Below are 17,123 nucleotides of genomic sequence, written 5' to 3'. Positions count from 1 at the left end.
TCAACTTCCTGCCTGTGGAGCCGGCGGTGGCGCCAGCTGCCGCCGGAACAGGATGCGCTGGTAGAGCCAGCCGATCGCGACCAGCACGATGCCGAGGCCCATGAACGACAGGGCGCGATAAACGCCCGTCAGCGTCGACATGTCGATGACGAAGGCCTTCAGGATCGTCAGCGCGATGACGGCGGCGGACGCCAGCCGCGCCCGCTCGGAGTTGGCGAGAATGCCGATGCCGAGCAGAACGACGCCGAAGCCGAGCCAGCCGATCGAATAGGTATATTGCTCGGCCCCCGTGGTCTCGCCGCTGGTGAGGAACGGGCCGTGATAGAAGCGGCGGATCTCCAGCGTCAGGTAGACGAGCGCGAACACCAGCGCGGCGCCCGCGATCGTGTTCGCATAGACCTTGCCGCGTGCGCCGGCCGCGGCATAAGCGAGCAGCAGCATCAGCACCGCAGGCAGCGCGTAGCCGAGCAGCAGCAGGTTGAACACGGCGCCGCCGACATCGATGTGCCACAGCAGCGGATTCTCCAGGAACAGCAAGCCGAACACGCTGATGAAGCCGGCGATACCCGTGAGCACGATCGCACCGACATTGTGCACGATGCTGTGGCTGCGCAGCTGCAAACGTTCCAATCCGATCGCCATCGCCAGCGCCACGCAGACCTGCAAGGCGGCCTCGAGCAGCGAGGGCGATGCGATCATGTCGCCGCCGGTCGCGAGATGGCGGACCTGCATGAAGGCGAGCAGCGCGGTGAACAGGATCGCGGCCGTCTCCACTATGCGCAGCGGCGGATCGTCGCCCCTGCGGCGCAGGAAGATGCTTGCCCCCCAGAACGAGGCGGCCGGCAGGCCATAACCCCACAACAGCCAATTGAAGATCGGCGTAGTGCCGACCGCATCGCCGACGATGCGCGGATCATAGCCGACGCGCGCGGTGACGATGCCGGCGAAGATGGCGGCGAGCCAGCGCAGGAACGGGATCGGCCGCTGCAGAGCAATCCAGGCGGTGCCGAGCGACATCAGCGCGAGCGCGATGGTGAGCCAGCCCTTCTCCAACGCGAAGGTCAGCGCCAGTGCCAGCGCGCCGAGCGTGCCGGTCGCGAATAGCGCCGTCGAGATCGCAAGGCCCGGCCGGGTTTCGCGGCGGGTCAGCAGTTCCGTCGCAGCGCCGAAGGCAGCGGCCAGCAGCACCGCGAGGATCGCGAACGGGATCGAGCGGTCGAGATGGGCAATGCGGGCGTAGAGTGCGATGAGGATCGCGATGGGCGTCGCGACACCTGCTGCCGACCACACCACGGGAATGATCGCCGAATTCGAGCGACCTTGCGCAAAGAAGCCTGCGAGGCCGAAACCGACGGCGAAGACAGCGGCCATCACCAGATGCTGCGTCACCGCGCTGTCGGTCGCGGTCGGCGTGATGCCCGGCATCGGGCCGCCCGGCAGCACCAGCATGTCAGGGTTGGCGCGCACGGCCCATTCGGCGAACACGATGAACACGGTCGCAGCCGCCGCGCCCAGCGCGCCGGCGGCAGCTTCTGCGCGCCAGGCGACGAACAGCGTGGCCGCAACGAGCAACGTGTAGGCGATCAGCGACAGATCGGCATGTGCGCTCGACAACACGATCAACATCGCGCCGAACAGATAGGCGCCGAGCGCGCCCGACGAGACCGGCTCGATCTGTCCGCCCTCGATATCAGGGCCGAACATGAAGCCGCAGACCACGAGCAGCGCGGCGAGCAAGAAGCCTGACATCACGTGGAACGCATGCGGCGCGACCTGCAGGTCACCGGTATCGAGGCCCGGGAAGATCCAGAGCACGGCGAAGACGATCGTCGTGACTGCGAGCCAGCGCCACAGCCTGATGCGGGCGAGCCCGAAGCTCGCGGCGGTGACGATGGCGAGATAGATGTAGAGCGCCCAATAGTCCGGCTTGCCGCTGGAGACGAGCACGGGTGTGGCGAAGGCGCCGACGACGCCAAGGCCCGCGAGCGCCGGCCCGTGCAGCAATGCAGCCGCGAGTGTGCTCATCGCCACGATGCCGAGCAGCACGAAAGCGGTGGCGGGCACGAGGAAGCCATAGAGGGCGTAGGCCGCATAGACGGTCGCAAATGCCACCGCGGTTCCTGCAGCGGTGAGGATCGCGGGGATGTTGGCGATCGGCAGCGCCTGGATATTGGAGATGCTCTCCTTGCGCCGCGTCCATTCGCCGGCCCCCAGCAGCGCGGCCGCGAACAGGCCACCGAGAAACACGCGCACGCCGGGGCCGACAAGACCGGCCTCGATCGAATAGCGCACCATGAAGAAGCCGCCGAGCGCGAGCGCCAGCCCGCCGATCCATACCACCCAGCGGGTGCCGAGCCGTTCCTCGAAACCGGGGGCAGGCGCGGGCAATGGCGGTGGCGGCGCATCGGCGGAGGGGCCGGCTTCGGTGCTTGCTCGCAGCGGGGGTGGCGCAGCCTCCTCGGTGAGAAGCGGCGGCGCGGTCTCGGCTTCCGGCGCAAGCGGCGGCGGCTCTGCCGCAGGTGTCGCGGGCGTGCCTGGAGGTTCCTGCACCGGCAACGGTGGGGGCGGCTGGACCTGTCGCTGTGCCTGCAGCGCGGCCTCCAGCGAGCCCAGCCGACGGCGCAGCTCGGTCGCCTGGTTCGACGCCTTCAGCGCGATCAGGAACGCGGCGATCGCAAACATCACTGCGAAGACGTCGAACGGGGCGTCGAACATGGGGCCTCCTGGCAATCGGCAGGCAGGGGCCGACCGCAATCTCTGATCTAGCGCCGGGAGCGTACGCGCAAGCCCGGCGCCGGCCGTTCCTGGAGCACGTCGCGGCGGAAGCGATAGAGCGCCGCCGGTCTCCCGCCCGTCTGTGTCGACATCACGCCGGTTGGTTCGACCAGCGCCTCGGTTTCGACCAGACGGCGAAAATTCTGCTTGTGCAGATGCCGGCCGGAGATCGCCTCCACCGTATACTGCAACTCAGTGAGTGTGAACTCGGCGGGCAAAAGTTCAAATACCACAGGACGATACTTCAGCTTTGCGCGCAGCCTGGCAATTGCCGTGGCGAGGATCCGGCGGTGGTCGAAGCGCATGGAGGTGCCGAGCGCGGGCAGCACCTTGCGCGCCAGTGCCGCGGGGCGCCCGTCACGCCGCGCCTCCTCGACGAGGCCGGCCTCGTACAGGAGCTCGTAGCGGTCGAGCACACGCTCCTCGTCCCAGGCCGCACCGTCGAGGCCGAAATAGAACCGCACGCGATCCTTGCGTGGCAATGCGCGTGAGGTTTCCGGCGTCTCCTCTTCGGCCCACGCGGTCAGCGCCGGGATGATGTCACGGGCGATGATCGCAGGCGGCGCCTCGCGCCGGTCTTCCCAGGGGAAGAAGCGATACCAGGGCTCGAAGCTCGCGGCATTGGCGGCTTTCTCGGCGCCGCGCGTCAGCGCGAGATAGCCGATCGACACCATGTGCGCGCCGGTGTCGCCGGCCTCGGCATGACGGCCGCGATCGCCAAACGTGTAGAGCTGCTCGACATAGCCGAGGCGCAATCCCGCCTGTTGCTCGACCCAGGCCCGCAGGCCGATCTCGAAGGTGCGATGGCTCGGCGCATCGAACGGGCCGAACGGCAGACCGGCGAGCCCGTCAGCGCCGCGCGCGGTGAGCACCAGCGGCTCGTGATCCTCGATCGCGACGATCGCGGCAGTCAGGCCGATCTCGATCGGCGTCAGCAGCTTGTCGCTCATGCGGCGATCGCTGATGTCATTCGAGCTCGATCACGAAGGGGCGGCCTTCGACCAGCATCTCGCCCGGGCCCATCTCGTCGAGCGCGCGCAGCATGCGGCCGTTGCGCCCGAGCGCGCGGTCGGCCAGGCTGACGATGCGGCGGTTCGGCGAGGCGATCGGGGAGGCCGCGCGGATCTTCTTGGCGATCTCGATCTCGTCGCGATCAGGATTGAGCGCGCAGACGGCTGCGAACGCGCTCGCCGTGGAGCGGCTGATGCCGGCATAGCAATGCACCACCAGCGGCGCAGCGCGGTCCCAGCCGCGCACGAAATTCAGCACCTGGTCGATGTGGCTCTCGGAGGGCGCGACGAAGCCGTCCATTTCCTCGATGATGTCGTCCATCGACACCTTCAAATGATTGGCCGGCAGCACCGACACCGGCCGCGCCACCTGCTCGACATTGGCCATCACGGTCAGCACGTGGCTGGCCCCGGTGCGGCGAACGGTTTCGGGAAGGGCGGCGAGCGAGCAGACGTGGATCATGGTGGACCTTTTTGCGGCGATTATAACGAGCGCTCATAGGGTGGCAAAGGCGCAAAGCGCCGTGCCCACGATCTCGCAATTGCGTATCCTCGCTCTGTCAGGTGGGCACGCGCTGCTTTGCCCACCCCACGAGGTCTACGCAAACACGGCGCCAAACCGCTCCAGAAACTGCTTCTCGGCCCGCGCCGCCGTCCACGGCGTCAGATAGTCGCGCCTGATACCCTCGGAGAGGCCCGGGTCCTTGCCGAACAGGCGCCTCGCCTCGCTCTCGCTGAAGCCGGCGAGCTCGGTCGCCTCCAGATACGCTGCGCCGCGATCGGCGGCCTTGATTGCCAGAGTGATCTCCTCGGGCAGCTCGGGCGGCAGGCCGAAGCGGATGTGAATGGCGCCGAGCAGGCGCTTCTCCACCGCCTTGTAATGGCCGTCGAGCACGGCCTTGAATGGCGAGATCATATCGCCGATCACATATTCGGGCGCATCGTGCAGCAGCGCGGCAAGCCGCATGCGCGTATCCACGCGTGGCATCTCGTGCCGCAGCACGGTCTCCACCAGCAGCGTGTGTTGAGCCACCGAGAAGATATGCGCGCCGGTGGTCTGCCCGTTCCAGCGCGCTACCCTCGCCAGCCCGTGCGCGATGTCGGCGATTTCGATATCGAGCGGAGAGGGATCGAGCAGATCGAGCCGCCGGCCCGACAGCATGCGCTGCCAGGCGCGCGACTCTGCACCACGTGACGTTTTCCTGGCCGTCATTTGGCCTTGAGGCGCGGCTTGCGCTGCAGCTTGCTGCAGCTCGCGTGACAATGACAGTCGACGAGATGGTCGTTGACCATGCCGGTCGCTTCCATGAAGGCATAGACGATGGTCGGCCCGACGAACTTGAAGCCGCGCGAGGACAGCTCCTTCGAGATCTGCGTCGACAGCGGCGTCGAGGCCGGCACGCCGGCCGTGGTCTTGAAGTTGTTGATCTTGGGACGGCCATCCATGAAGTCCCAGAGCAGCTTCGAGAAGCCGGGGCCCTTCTCCATGATGTCGAGATAGGACTTCGCGCTGAGGATCGCGCCGTCGATCTTGGCCTTGTTGCGCACGATGCCGGCGTCGTTCATCAACGCGTGCACCTTCTTGTCGGTGTAGCGCGCGATCTTCTCCGGCTGGAAATCGTCGAAGGCTTTGCGGAAATTGTCCCGCTTGCGCAGGATCGTGATCCAGGACAGGCCGGCCTGAAAGCCGTCGAGGATCAGCTTTTCAAAGAGTGCGCGGTCGTCAAATTCAGGCACGCCCCATTCGGTGTCGTGATAGGCGACATAGAGCGGGTCTTCGCCCGGCCAGGGGCAGCGGGTCTTTCCGTCGGGATGCAGGCGGGGAGCACGGCTCATGCGAGTGGCTGCTTTGCGGGAATGCGAACGATTTCGGGTTCTGCCAGCTTCAGCGTGAGTCCGCCAGCCGTCAGCGCCTGGCCGGCGTCGAGCGCGTCTGCGACGCGGTCGAGACGCACCAGCGCGATGCCCTTGCCATTCGCCGACGAGCCCATCGTGCCGACGGACTTGTCGCCGGCCATGACACTGACGCCGACCTCGGGGGAGGAAGCCTCGAGCAGCACCTTCACGCTGCGGGTGCGCGCGGTGCCGCGATGCTGCATGCGCGAGACGACCTCCTGGCCGACATAGCAGCCTTTGTCGAAATCGACGCCGGCGAGGCGGTCCATATTGGTCTCGTGCGGGAACGCATCGCTGTACATGAAATCGAGCCCGCCGCGCGGCACGCCGAGCGCAATCCGGTGAGCCTCGTACTCGGAGGCATCGACCAGCTCGGCGCCGATCAAATCGGACAGCTTCCGCGTGAGATCTTCCGGGATCAGGATGCGGGTGCCGAGCGCGGCGTTGCGGGGATCGGCGAAGGCGAGATCCGGCTGTGCGGCAGGCTGGCCATCCCAGGCCGCGAGCACGCCGAGATCGAGGTTGTCCACCGTCACCTTGGCGCGCAGCTTGTAGAATTTCAGCTTGGTGGCGAGGCCATCGGCCAGCGGCTTGGGGCAGTCGATCAGGAACCCGCCGCCATGGCCGGCGGGCGCTTCCGTGATCAGGAAGTCCACGACGATCTTGCCCTGCGGCGTCAGCAGCGCGCCGAATCGCCCAAGGCCCGGCTTGAGCCTGTCGACGTCGGTGGTGATGAGGCCGTTGAGGAAGTTGCGTGCGTCCTCGCCCGCGACCTTGATCACGCCCCGGTCGGGAAGAAACGCTGATTTCATGCGAAAATCTCTTGCGACATGTTGCTCCGGAACGTAAGCCCGCAAGGCATAAACGACAAGACCTCAAGCCCTGCGCTTGGGGATGAGAGAGGCCTTCAGCCATGACCCAGCGCTTCGATGTGATCCTCAAGGGCGGCACCGTCGTCAACCAGGACGGCGAGGGCGTTCGCGATATCGGCATCGTCAATGGCCGCATCGCCGAGCTGGGCCCGTTGTCGCAAGCGAGCGCCGCCGAGGTGATCGACTGCAAGGGCCTGCACATCCTGCCCGGCGTGATGGACACGCAGGTGCATTTCCGCGAGCCCGGGCTGGAGCACAAGGAAGATCTCGAGACCGGTTCGCGCAGCGCCGTGATGGGCGGCGTCACCGCCGTGTTCGAGATGCCGAACACTTCGCCGCTCACGGTGACGGAGGCCACGTTCTCCGACAAGATCAAGCGTGCCCATCATCGTATGCACTGCGATTTCGCCTTCTTCATCGGCGGCACCCGCGAGAACGTGCAGGACCTGCCGGTGCTTGAGCGCGCGCCGGGCTGCGCGGGCGTCAAGGTCTTCATCGGCTCCTCGACCGGCGCGCTGCTGGTCGAGGACGACGAGAGCCTGCGCCGGATCTTTCAGGTGATCCGCCGCCGCGCCGCGTTCCATGCCGAGGATGAGTATCGTCTCAACGACCGCAAATCCCTCCGTATTGAGGGCGATGCGCGCTCGCATCCGGTCTGGCGCGACGAGACCGCGGCGCTGATGGCGACGCAGCGCCTGGTCAAGCTCGCGCATGAGACGGGAAAACGCATCCACGTGCTGCACATCTCGACCAAGGAAGAGATCGAGTTCCTGCGCGACCACAAGGATGTCGCCTCCTGCGAGGCAACGCCGCATCACCTCACGCTGGTCGCGCCTGAATGCTACGAGCGGCTCGGCACGCTGGCGCAGATGAATCCTCCGGTGCGTGGCGCCGACCACCGCGCCGGCATCTGGCGCGGCATCGAGCAGGGCATCATCGACGTGCTCGGTTCCGACCACGCCCCGCACACGCTGGAAGAGAAGCAGAAGACCTATCCGGCTTCGCCCTCCGGCATGACCGGCGTGCAGACGCTGGTGCCGCTGATGCTCGATCACGTCAATGCGGGCCGGCTCTCGCTGGCACGGTTCGTCGATCTCACCAGCGCCGGCCCCGCGCGTCTTTACAACATGGCCTGCAAGGGCCGCATCGTCGCCGGCTACGACGCCGATTTCACGGTGGTCGATCTGAAGCGCAGCGAGACCATCACCAACAAATGGGTCGCGTCCAAGGCCGGCTGGACGCCCTATGACGGCGTCCGCGTGACAGGCTGGCCCGTCGGCACTTTCATCCGCGGCCGTCGCGTGATGTGGCAGGGCGAACTGGTGACGGCCTCGCAGGGCGCGCCGGTGCGGTTTCTGGAGACGCTGAAGCAGTAGGAAGCTGGGTTCAGCTTCTTGCTCTGCTGTCATGCCCCGGCTCGATGTATAGACCGGGGCATCCAGTACTCCGTGGCGATGGTTGGAGTACACCAGTGCCGCCTCTGGGATACTGGATTGCCCGCCGTCGCGGGCAATGACAGTGTGCCTCGAAACGCAAGCTCAAATTGGGAGAGTCCAATGTCCCAGCCATCACCCCTCATCACCACCGAGCAACTCGCCGCTATCCTCGACGATCCCAACCTCCGCCTTTACGACTGCACCACCTACAACGAGCCGGTCCCGCCGGGAAGCGACGTGCCGTACCGTGCCGTCCCCGGCGACAAGACGTTCGCCGCCGGCCATATCCCCGGTGCCGATTACCTCGACCTGCAAGGCGAGTTCTCGGACACCTCCGCGCAGCAGTTCTTCATGATGCCCGGTGTCGCCCAACTCGAGGCCGCCTTCCGCCGTCACGGGCTCGATGCCGGCAAGACCATCGTGCTCTACAGCATCGGCACCATGATGTGGTCGACACGGTTCTGGTGGATGTTGCGTTCGCTCGGCGTCGACGCGCGCGTGCTCGACGGCGGTTTTGACAAATGGAAGGACGAGGGACGGGCGGTCGAGACAGGTGCGCCGAAGGGCTATCCGGCGACGACCTTCAAGGCGAGCCCGCGCGCCGGCTTCTTCGTCGACAAGGATTTCGTGAAAGCGCGGATCGGCGATCCCGCGACCGTCACCGTCAACGCGCTCGGGCCGCAATTTCACCGGGGACTCGAGCCGAGCCGTTACGGTCGGCCCGGCCGCGTGCCCGGCAGCGTCAACGTCTCGGCTGCAACGCTTCTCAAGGCCGACAAGACGCTGACGACGCTCGCCGATGCCGAAGCGAAATTCACCGCGTCAGGCGTCACGCGCGACAAGAACGTGATCCTGTATTGCGGCGGCGGTATTTCGGCGACGATCGACCTCTTGATGCTGGTGCAACTCGGCTACGACAAGCTGACGCTCTACGATGCCTCCATGGGTGAGTGGGCGAGGGACTTGTCGCTGCCGATCGAGACGGATTAGGAGCAAGAAAACGGGAACCTTTTCTGCAGGCCCGCATCCAATGTCCAGAACCACCGAGAATGAGCAGGTAATCGCCATGCCACGGACCGCAGCCGGCCTGTCCGCCGGCGCCAAGACCCGGGACGTCAGGACGTCGGAGGCCGAGCTGATCAACCGCGCGCGGAGCCGGGATGAGGCTGCGCTGCGCGAGATCATGCAGGCCAACAACCGCAGGCTTTATCGGCTCGCGCGCGGCATCCTGCGCAGCGACAGCGAGGCTGAGGATGTGGTGCAGGAGACCTATGTCCGCGCCTTCACCCATCTCGACGGCTTCAAGGGCGAGTCCGCGCTGTCGACCTGGCTGTCCCGCATCGCCATCAACGAGGCGCTGGGCCGGGCGCGCAGCGCCCGGCCGCATGTCGAGCTTGGCACGGTCGGCGAAGCCGCGCTCGCGGCGCAGATCATCAAATTTCCCGTTTCTCCCGCAGGCGATCCGGAAAGGACCATGGCCCAACGTGAAATCCAGCGCGTCGTCGAGCGCGCCATCGACGAATTGCCGGAAGTATTCCGTATGGTCTTCGTCGCACGCGTCATGGAGGGAATGAACATCGAGGAGACCGCCGATCTGCTCGGCGTGAAGCCGGAGACGGTGAAGACCCGGCTGCACCGCGCCCGCACCATGCTGCGCGAGATCGTCGAGAAGGAGATCGGCCCTGTCATGATGGACGCGTTTCCGTTCGCCGGCTGGCGCTGCGAGCGGCTGACCGAGGCGGTGCTCGAGCGCCTCGGAAGCGGCGGCTGATTTTTTCGGGAACGTTTGCGCGAAGCGCCCATCCAATTCCTGTGAAGCAACGCCGGCAAATCGGCAGCACAGGAGTGTCAAACCATGTTCATCCGTTGGAGCGCGGCGCTCGCCGCAGCCATTCTGTTGTCCAGCCCCGTGCTGCTGCAAGCTGCGCGCGCGGCCGACAAGCTCACCGACCCGCAGATCGCCCACATCGCCTACACCGCGGGCGTGATCGATATCAACGCGGCCAAGCAGGCGCAGAAGAAGGCCAGGAACAAGGACGTCAAGGCATTCGCCGCGGACATGCTGCGCGACCATGAGGCGGTCAACAAGCAGGCGCTCGCGCTGGTCAAGAAGCTGAACGTCACGCCCGAGGATAACGACACCAGCAAGGCGTTGTCGAAGCAGGCAAGCGACGAGCTGGCCGAACTCGACAAGCTGGATGGCGCTGCGTTCGACAAGGCCTATGTCGCCAATGAGGTCGCCTACCACAAGACGGTCAATGGTGCGCTGGAGACCCAGCTCATTCCTTCCGCCAGCAATGCCGAGCTGAAGAGCCTGCTGCAAACGGGCCTGAAGATATTTCAGGGCCATCAGCAGCACGCCGAGCATGTCGCGGCCCAGCTGAAGTAGGAGCGTGCGATGACGCCGGGACGCCTCGCTGCGAGCGTGCTTGCAGCCGCCTTGCTGTCGATCTCAGTCCCGGCGCACGCCGCGACCATCGAGATCACGATGGAGAATCTCGTGATCTCACCGGCCGAAATGTCGGCGAAGGTCGGCGACACCATCACCTGGGTCAACAAGGACGCCTTCGCGCACACCGCCACCGCGAAGAATGGCGATTTCGACGTGACGCTGCCGCCGAACAAGTCGGCGACGTCAGTTCTGAAGAAGGCTGGAACGGTCGAATATTACTGTCGCTATCATCCCAACATGAAAGCGACGCTCAAGGTCGAGCCTTGAGACCCTGCCCGCGAGGCGGGGTCTATTTCGAAGCGCGGCTTACTGCCGTGCGAGGCTGACCGAGAACTCGCCATTGCGGATGCGGGCGGGAAAGCCCTCGACGAATTTCGCCACCGCGTCCTCCCCGTAGGTGCCGACGAGTTCGGCAAGCGCCGCGAACAGGCTAGCCTGCGCGAGGCAATCGCCATCGACGCCGTCATGGCGCGCTTCGGCCCAGGCCTCGTTCAGGTAGCTCAGGGCGGCCTGTTTCTGCTCGTGATCGGGCAGCGGCGCGCGGGCGGGGGCGTAGGAAATCGGCTGGCTCATGAAACTCGATCAGGGCTGGGGCGCGATCCACGGCGATGCGCTGCGCGAGAAGGTTTAGCACGCGCATTAACGACCGCTAGGCCACATCTTTAAGAACGGTTAACGGCTGTGAACAAAGTCGATGACAGGGTTCCCGCCCTCCGTCATTCCGGGGCGCGCGTAGCGCGAACCCGGAATCCATTGGCCGGCGTTGACGGTGGATGAATAGATTCCGGGCTCGCGACCTCGTCGCGCCCTGGAATGACCAAGAGAGACTCTAGTTCGCGTAACGCGCCGTCAGATCCCGCGAAATCTTCGAGCCTTCCTCGATGTAACGGCGGATCGCCACCGTCGCCGCCGGCGTGCAGCTTCGGTAAGTCTGCTGGAAGCCGTTATAGCCGCGATTGAAGGCGGCGATCATGCGGGTGCGGCGCTCGCCGGCCGGAGTTTCAGCATCGATCAGCGCCTGCATCTCGCTGCGCCATTTGCTGCCCTCGTTGGAGCCGCAGATGCCACGCAGATAGTGCAGGCCGCCGAGGATCTCGGCCAGCCGCTGCAAATCGCCGTCGAACGGCGCTGCCGCGTCCTGAGCCCGGGCGGGCGCAGAGGCGCAGGCGAGGATCAGGGCAAAAATGGCCAGCAATCGCGTCGACATCGGCGGGCTGTATGCCCCCTCAGGGCTGTGGACGCAAGGCGGGCCGTCAGGGGCCGATCAGGCGGGCGGCGGAGTGGATGATCTCCTCCAGCCCCCCGGTCAGCTTGAGGTCTTGAAGGCTCGCCAGCGCGTCCGGGGCGATCCACCTGAAATCGTCGAGTTCGTCGTTCAGGGACGGTTCCCGTGCCACCCAGCGGGCGGCAAAGGACATGATCAGGTAATGGCCGGCACCGGGTGCGGCCGGCAGCACCTCGCGCCAGCCGGCAAGGCTGACGATCTCGATGGCGAGCCCGGTCTCCTCGTCGACCTCGCGGCTCAGGGCCTGATGCAGCGATTCGCCGAATTCGACCCGGCCGCCGGGCAGCGAATAGAAGCCCTTGGCGGGGGATCGGGCGCGTCGCGTCAGCAGCACCTTGCCGTCGCGGAAGATCGCCGCGCTGACGGCGATCTGCGGATGGGTGGGCTGAATGACCGCAGGCACGGCTCAATTCGCCATGATGGTGTCGACGTCGGCTTCTGCGCCGCCGTTGATGATGCCGCCGCAAGCTGCGATCAGCGGCTTGACCCAAGCCGTCGCCTGCTCGGCCAGCCGAACGCGGGTCGTGTCCTTCTCGACCTCCCGCATGGCCGAGCCGACCGCTGTCAGGATCGAGGTCATGGTGTCGGTGATGTGGTCGAACTGGGCGCGCACGGACGGTTCGGCCTTCTCATAGGCTTCGATGGCGAGATCCCGCGCCTTGAAATTCGACGCCGTAAAATGCTCGGCATAGGACAGCGGCGACCAGGTCAGAAAATCCTCGGCGCATTCAGGCATGTCCGGGATCATCTCCAGGAGCATCACGGCTTCATTGAAATGGTTGAGATAGTCGGTGGCAAGCCCGGTTCGCGGGTTGATGTTGGCCACGCGCAGCCGCTCAGCCCAGGCCACGGCCTCGGGGCCCGTCTGTGCGCGCGTCGCGGGTTGGGAGGCCATTGAGCTCATTGGCCGCAGTGTTAACGTTCGGGGTTAAAAGGACCTCAACGGACCCTATATTGGCGCAAGGATGTGTGGACGCTTCGTCATAACTTCGGCCCCCGCGGCCTTAAGGCAACTGTTCGGCTATATCGAGCAGCCGAATTTCCCGTACCGGTACAATGTCGCGCCGACACAACCGATTCCGGTCGTGTTGGTGGAGAATGGCGCGCGCCATTTTCGCTTGATGCGCTGGGGCCTGTTGCCGAGCTGGGTCAAAGACCCCAAGGGATTCACGCTGCTGATCAATGCCCGCTCCGAGACGGTGCTGGAAAAGCCCGCGTTCAAAAAAGCGATTCGGCGTCGTCGTGGGCTGATCCCGGCTGACGGCTATTACGAATGGAAAGCAGAGGGCGGCCGCAAGCAGCCGTTTTTCATCCATCACGCCGACGGTGCGCCGCTGGGCTTTGCCGCGGTGTTCGAAACCTGGATCGGGCCGAACGGCGAGGAGCTCGATACGGTCGCGATCGTCACGGCTGCCGCGGGCGAAGACCTCGCCACGCTGCATGACCGCGTGCCTGTCACCATCAGCCCGCGCGATTTCGAGCGCTGGCTCGATTGCCGTGGCGACGAGATCGATTCGATCCTGCCACTGATGAGGGCGCCGCGCGTCGGCGAGTTCGCCTGGCACCCGGTCTCCACCCGCGTCAACCGCGTCGCCAATGACGATGAGCAACTGCTCCTGCCGATCAGCGCGGAGGAGATGGAGGCTGAAGCCGAGGCTGCGAAGCCGAAAAAGGCGGTGCGGAAAGTTGCGGCTGCGTCATCAGATGACGGGCAGGGTTCATTGTTCTAGCTCAGGTACCGTAGGGTGGGCGAAGGCGCAAAGCGCCGTGCCCACCATCTCTTTATTCAATGCGCGATGGTGGGCACGCTTCGCTTCGCTCACCCTACGAGAGCTAGACTTGTTCGCTTTAAGCCGCGGCGACTGCCGATCCGAGCGCGGCGTTGCTGAACGCCTCGCCGCCGATCCCCCAGCCACCATCGACGGCGTAGCTGACATTCGCAAAAATGTGCTCGCGCCTGATGCGCCCCTCGGCGGCTTTCTCGATGATGGCAGTTCCCTCGGAAATCCAGGCGTCTTTCAGCTCCTGTGTCGGGAGCACGAATGACGGCACCTTGAGCTCGAACACGGCGATGTCCGCGGGTTTGCCGCCGGAATAGGTGCGCCGCTTCGGTACCACGGTCACCTCGCCGATCACGTTCGGCGTCATGAAGCGGTTGCCGGTAAGGCCGTGCAGCCGCAGCAGCAACTCGGTCAGCTTGCCGAATGCCTCGGCTTCTCCTGACGGCGTCAGCGCACCTTCGGGAACGATGATCTGGATAGGCATGTGAAGTCTCCCTTTGAACCGTAAGATAACGGTCGTTATATGAAACATAACGATCGTTATCTCGTCAAGCATAATATAACGATCGCTATCGAGAGGTGATCGGCGATGGCACGACCGAAGAAGAGCGATGGTGACGCGCGGGCGCGGCTGGCGGATGCCGTCGGGCGCGGCTTCCGTACCGGCGGATTCGGCGGCGCTGGCGTGGACGCGCTCGCAAAGGGGGCGGGCCTTACCTCGGGCGCGTTCTATGCCCATTTCGACTCCAAGGCCGATGCGTTCCGGCTCGCGGTCGCGGACGGGCTCGCCTTCCTGCGCGGCGGCATTGCCCAGTTTCAGGCGCAGTACGGCAGCGCTTGGCGTGATCCCTTCATTGATTTCTATCTGGGTGCGCGGATGGAGGTCGGCCTCGATGAGGCCTGCGCGCTTCCCAGCTTTTCCTCCGATGTCGCGCGTTCGGATGCGGCGACGCGCGCCGTTTACCAGGGTGAGTTGGAGCGCCTGGCAGATCTGGTCGCGCAGGGTTTTCGCGGCACGCATGCGCGGCCGCGCGCACTGGCGCTGCTGGCGATCCTGACCGGCGCGGCCGACATGGCGCGTGCGGTGAAGGACGATACCATCAGGCGCGAGATCCTCACTGCTGCGAAGGTTGCGGCGAAGGCGATCTAGTTCGCAGGCTCTTCGAACGAGCTCGGTGCCGTAGGGTGGGCAAAGCGCAAGCGTGCCCACGCATTCTTCATGACCGAAAGAGATCGTGGGCACGGCGCAAGGGCGCCTTTGCCCACCCTACGGGAGCGGCAATTTAAACAATCTCCCTTGCCCTCAGCGCTGCGATCTCCGCCGCATCAAAGCCGAGCTCGCCCAGCACCGCATCCGTATCCGCGCCCAGCTCCGGCGCCATCCGGTCAAGCCTGCCGCCGCCATGCGCGAGCTTGAAGCCGCTGCCGGCAAAGCGCAGGCGACCATATTTCGTGTCGAGCTCCTGGATGGCACCGCGCGCCCTGATCTGCGGATGATCGATCACCTCTTCGACCTTCCAGATGCTGGCGCAGGGTGCGCCGGCGTCCTCGAGGATCGTCTCCCATTCGCGCGCCGGCTTTGCCGCAAGCGCTTCCTCGATGATTGCGCGCAGCGCAGGCTCGTGCTCGTTGCGGGAAAACCAGTCGGCGAAGCGCGGATCGCTCAGCGTATCCTCGCGGCCGAGCGTGGACATCAACGCGCGGTACTGCTTCTCATTGTTGACGGCGAGCAGGATGTGGCCGTCGCCGCATTTGAACAAGTTCGCCGTGGTCCTGCGGCTCACGGCCTGATTGCCCGACAGCTGCTGGCGATGGCCGGCAACCGACCAATCCGCGATCTGGCCGGACAGAAACGCCATCGTCGCCTCCAGCATGGAGACGTCGACGAGCTGGCCCTTGCCGGTGTGGTCGCGCTGGTACAGCGCGCTCGATACCGCAAATGCCGCGGTCGCGCCCGACAGCACGTCGCAGACGGCAAAGCCCGCGCGCGTCGGGCCCGTCGAGGGATGACCGGTGATGGCCATGATGCCCGACAGCGCCTGCATCTTGCCGTCATAGCCGGGCCGCAAACGATCCGGGCCGGTCTGGCCGAAGCCAGACACCGCGCAATAGATCAGCTTTGGATTGATCGCCGAGAGCGCCTCGTAGCCGATGCCGAGCTTGTCCATCACGCCCGGGCGAAAATTTTCCATGACGACGTCGACCTGCGCGGCCAGCTTCTTCACGATCGCGATGGCATCGGGCTTTTGCAGGTCCAGCGTCAGGCTGCGCTTGTTGCCGTTGATGGCCTGGAACGCCGGTGCGAGGCCGCGTTCGGCCCATTCACGAGAAAGCGGCGTGCGTCGCATGTCCTCGCCCTCGCGCCGCTCGACCTTGATGACGTCGGCCCCTAACAGCGCGAGCTGATAGCTGGCGTAAGGCCCCGCCAGCACTTGCGTGAAATCCAGGATCCTTACGCCTTCGAACGGTCTCGTCACGTCTCTCTCCCCGATGATCGTTGTTATTGGAGGACGTCAGGCGGCGCGGTTGCCGCGCGCGATCTCCTTCTGCTTGTCGAATTCGGCGCGGCGGCGCGCCAGCTCTTCCGGCGAAAGCTGCGCGACGTTGTTGTAGTCGAGCTTCCAGGAGGCGTCCTCGCTCCAGCGCAGCGGCGATTGCAGGGTGGTCTGCGGGCCGCTTGCGGTCTCCAAAAGCTTGAGCGCGAGCTCCAGCGTCTGCGCCTGCGAGGCGATGTCATGCGGCTTGCCGGCGGAATTGCCGAGCGGGAAGTCGCTGAACAGGAAGCGAGGCACGGCGGCGTGCTCGATGATGTCCTTGGCGCAGCCCATGATCACAGTCGGAATGCCATTCGCCTCCAGATGCCGCGCCACCAGCGCAGTGGTCTGGTGGCAGACCGGGCAGTTCGGCACCAGCACGGCGACGTCGACCTTGTCGGCGAGGCAGCGCGCCAGAATCTCCGGCGCGTCGGTGTCGAGCGTGACGCGATGGCTGCGGTTGGTCGGCGCACCGAAGAAGCGCGGGGCGACCTCGCCGATGCGGCCGGCGGCGGCGGCCTTCATCAGCTGCGGCAGCGGAAACCAGGTGCCGTTGTCGGTCGCCGACGTGTGCTTGCGGTCGTAACCGATGTGCGAGATGCGCAGATCGTGCTGCTTGGAGGTGTCGCCGTCATAGACCTGGTAGAATTTTGCACCGCCATTATACGCCGCGCCCGGACCTTGATCGCCCTTGGCAGGATCGTAAGGCGCGGCCGTGGTGATGAGGGTGACACGCGACTGCGCCAGCGGCTTCTTCAGCGGCTGAAACGGCGCGCTGGTGTAATGCGCCCAGCGATACGGCGTGGTGTAGCCGATTGCGCTGTAATAATCCCGCGTGCGCTGCATATAGGGAATCGGGGAATCATAGTCGGGCGCAAAGCCGAATTCGTCGTCGCGCGAAGCGGACATGGGCGCGTCTCCTGGTTCTTGGTTGGAGCCAGACTAGAGATAGTTTTGGGGTTGCTCAACGGGGGAGGGGGAAGCGCAGGACAGAATTGCAATCCAGTGGGGAGCGGCGCTGTCCTATCCTCTCCCCTTGTGGGAGAGGGTGGCTCGCCGCACTAGCGGCGAGACGGGTGAGG

20 protein-coding genes are annotated in these 17,123 nt (G+C 65.4%); 7 read left to right on the top strand and 13 right to left on the bottom strand.

Annotated features, from left to right (window positions below; all coding sequences use genetic code 11):
* The 6 genes from Q0687_RS16475 to Q0687_RS16450 all read right to left on the bottom strand — a co-directional run bounded on the left by Q0687_RS16475 (position 1) and on the right by Q0687_RS16450 (position 6,493).
* Positions 1-2,715 carry a DUF2339 domain-containing protein gene (locus Q0687_RS16475; RefSeq protein ID WP_298878535.1) on the bottom strand — a complete coding sequence of 905 codons (2,715 nt, stop codon included), beginning with the start codon at positions 2,713-2,715 and terminating at the stop codon, positions 1-3.
* 47 nt (positions 2,716-2,762) lie between these two features.
* Positions 2,763-3,725 carry an NAD regulator gene (locus tag Q0687_RS16470; protein ID WP_298878533.1) on the bottom strand — a complete coding sequence of 321 codons (963 nt, stop codon included), beginning with the start codon at positions 3,723-3,725 and terminating at the stop codon, positions 2,763-2,765.
* A gap of 16 nt (positions 3,726-3,741) precedes the next feature.
* A complete protein-coding gene (locus Q0687_RS16465; RefSeq protein ID WP_298878531.1) occupies positions 3,742-4,248 on the bottom strand; it encodes a protein tyrosine phosphatase in 507 nt (168 codons plus the stop codon).
* Positions 4,249-4,383: 135 nt separating this feature from the next.
* Complete coding sequence (locus Q0687_RS16460; RefSeq protein WP_298878529.1) at positions 4,384-4,998, bottom strand: HD family hydrolase; 615 nt, start codon at positions 4,996-4,998, stop codon at positions 4,384-4,386.
* Positions 4,995-5,621 (bottom strand): DNA-3-methyladenine glycosylase I, encoded by a 627-nt coding sequence (locus Q0687_RS16455; RefSeq protein ID WP_298878527.1) that lies wholly within the window; start codon positions 5,619-5,621, stop codon positions 4,995-4,997. Before Q0687_RS16455 ends, Q0687_RS16460 begins: the two co-directional genes overlap by 4 nt.
* Positions 5,618-6,493, bottom strand: coding sequence for a folate-binding protein (locus Q0687_RS16450; protein ID WP_298878525.1), 876 nt, complete (start codon positions 6,491-6,493; stop codon positions 5,618-5,620). The genes Q0687_RS16455 and Q0687_RS16450 overlap by 4 nt, the downstream gene beginning before the upstream one ends.
* A gap of 101 nt (positions 6,494-6,594) precedes the next feature.
* On the opposite strand from Q0687_RS16450, the gene Q0687_RS16445 reads away from it, so the two are divergent.
* The 5 genes from Q0687_RS16445 to Q0687_RS16425 all read left to right on the top strand — a co-directional run bounded on the left by Q0687_RS16445 (position 6,595) and on the right by Q0687_RS16425 (position 10,708).
* Positions 6,595-7,929: a dihydroorotase gene (locus tag Q0687_RS16445; protein WP_298878523.1), complete on the top strand. Its 1,335-nt coding sequence runs from the start codon at positions 6,595-6,597 to the stop codon at positions 7,927-7,929.
* 180 nt (positions 7,930-8,109) lie between these two features.
* Positions 8,110-8,979 carry a sulfurtransferase gene (locus Q0687_RS16440; RefSeq protein ID WP_298878522.1) on the top strand — a complete coding sequence of 290 codons (870 nt, stop codon included), beginning with the start codon at positions 8,110-8,112 and terminating at the stop codon, positions 8,977-8,979.
* Between the two features lie 76 nt (positions 8,980-9,055).
* Positions 9,056-9,760, top strand: coding sequence for an RNA polymerase sigma factor (locus tag Q0687_RS16435; RefSeq protein WP_298878521.1), 705 nt, complete (start codon positions 9,056-9,058; stop codon positions 9,758-9,760).
* Positions 9,761-9,844: 84 nt separating this feature from the next.
* Complete coding sequence (locus Q0687_RS16430; protein ID WP_298878520.1) at positions 9,845-10,378, top strand: DUF4142 domain-containing protein; 534 nt, start codon at positions 9,845-9,847, stop codon at positions 10,376-10,378.
* Positions 10,379-10,387: 9 nt separating this feature from the next.
* Entirely contained in the window at positions 10,388-10,708 is a 321-nt protein-coding gene (locus Q0687_RS16425) for a cupredoxin domain-containing protein (RefSeq protein WP_298878519.1), read from the top strand.
* 39 nt (positions 10,709-10,747) lie between these two features.
* Here the strand turns inward: Q0687_RS16425 and Q0687_RS16420 are convergent, their stop codons facing one another.
* The 4 genes from Q0687_RS16420 to Q0687_RS16405 all read right to left on the bottom strand — a co-directional run bounded on the left by Q0687_RS16420 (position 10,748) and on the right by Q0687_RS16405 (position 12,630).
* Positions 10,748-11,014: a hypothetical protein gene (locus Q0687_RS16420; protein WP_057757219.1), complete on the bottom strand. Its 267-nt coding sequence runs from the start codon at positions 11,012-11,014 to the stop codon at positions 10,748-10,750.
* Between the two features lie 256 nt (positions 11,015-11,270).
* Positions 11,271-11,648 carry a TIGR02301 family protein gene (locus Q0687_RS16415; RefSeq protein ID WP_298878515.1) on the bottom strand — a complete coding sequence of 126 codons (378 nt, stop codon included), beginning with the start codon at positions 11,646-11,648 and terminating at the stop codon, positions 11,271-11,273.
* Between the two features lie 46 nt (positions 11,649-11,694).
* On the bottom strand, positions 11,695-12,129 hold the full coding sequence (locus Q0687_RS16410; RefSeq protein WP_298878514.1) for an NUDIX hydrolase: 435 nt from the start codon (positions 12,127-12,129) through the stop codon (positions 11,695-11,697).
* Positions 12,130-12,132: 3 nt separating this feature from the next.
* On the bottom strand, positions 12,133-12,630 hold the full coding sequence (locus tag Q0687_RS16405; protein ID WP_280707953.1) for a hypothetical protein: 498 nt from the start codon (positions 12,628-12,630) through the stop codon (positions 12,133-12,135).
* Positions 12,631-12,691: 61 nt separating this feature from the next.
* On the opposite strand from Q0687_RS16405, the gene Q0687_RS16400 reads away from it, so the two are divergent.
* Positions 12,692-13,456 carry an SOS response-associated peptidase gene (locus tag Q0687_RS16400; RefSeq protein ID WP_298878512.1) on the top strand — a complete coding sequence of 255 codons (765 nt, stop codon included), beginning with the start codon at positions 12,692-12,694 and terminating at the stop codon, positions 13,454-13,456.
* A 118-nt stretch (positions 13,457-13,574) separates the two neighbouring features.
* On the opposite strand, the gene Q0687_RS16395 is transcribed toward Q0687_RS16400, so the two are convergent.
* Entirely contained in the window at positions 13,575-13,991 is a 417-nt protein-coding gene (locus Q0687_RS16395; RefSeq protein WP_237863402.1) for a Tautomerase enzyme, read from the bottom strand.
* A 105-nt stretch (positions 13,992-14,096) separates the two neighbouring features.
* On the opposite strand from Q0687_RS16395, the gene Q0687_RS16390 reads away from it, so the two are divergent.
* A complete protein-coding gene (locus Q0687_RS16390; RefSeq protein WP_298878509.1) occupies positions 14,097-14,657 on the top strand; it encodes a TetR family transcriptional regulator in 561 nt (186 codons plus the stop codon).
* A gap of 133 nt (positions 14,658-14,790) precedes the next feature.
* Here Q0687_RS16390 and Q0687_RS16385 read toward each other — a convergent pair whose 3' ends face one another.
* Both Q0687_RS16385 and Q0687_RS16380 read right to left on the bottom strand, forming a co-directional pair.
* A complete protein-coding gene (locus tag Q0687_RS16385) occupies positions 14,791-15,984 on the bottom strand; it encodes a CoA transferase (protein WP_298878507.1) in 1,194 nt (397 codons plus the stop codon).
* A gap of 36 nt (positions 15,985-16,020) precedes the next feature.
* Positions 16,021-16,950, bottom strand: coding sequence for a glycine reductase (locus Q0687_RS16380; RefSeq protein WP_298878505.1), 930 nt, complete (start codon positions 16,948-16,950; stop codon positions 16,021-16,023).
* Between the last annotated feature and the right edge of the window lie 173 nt (positions 16,951-17,123).

Source organism: uncultured Bradyrhizobium sp. (assembly GCF_936928535.1).
Taxonomy (GTDB): domain Bacteria; phylum Pseudomonadota; class Alphaproteobacteria; order Rhizobiales; family Xanthobacteraceae; genus Bradyrhizobium.
Note: the sequence above shows the minus strand (reverse complement) of the source record. Positions and strands in the feature narration are given on the sequence as shown.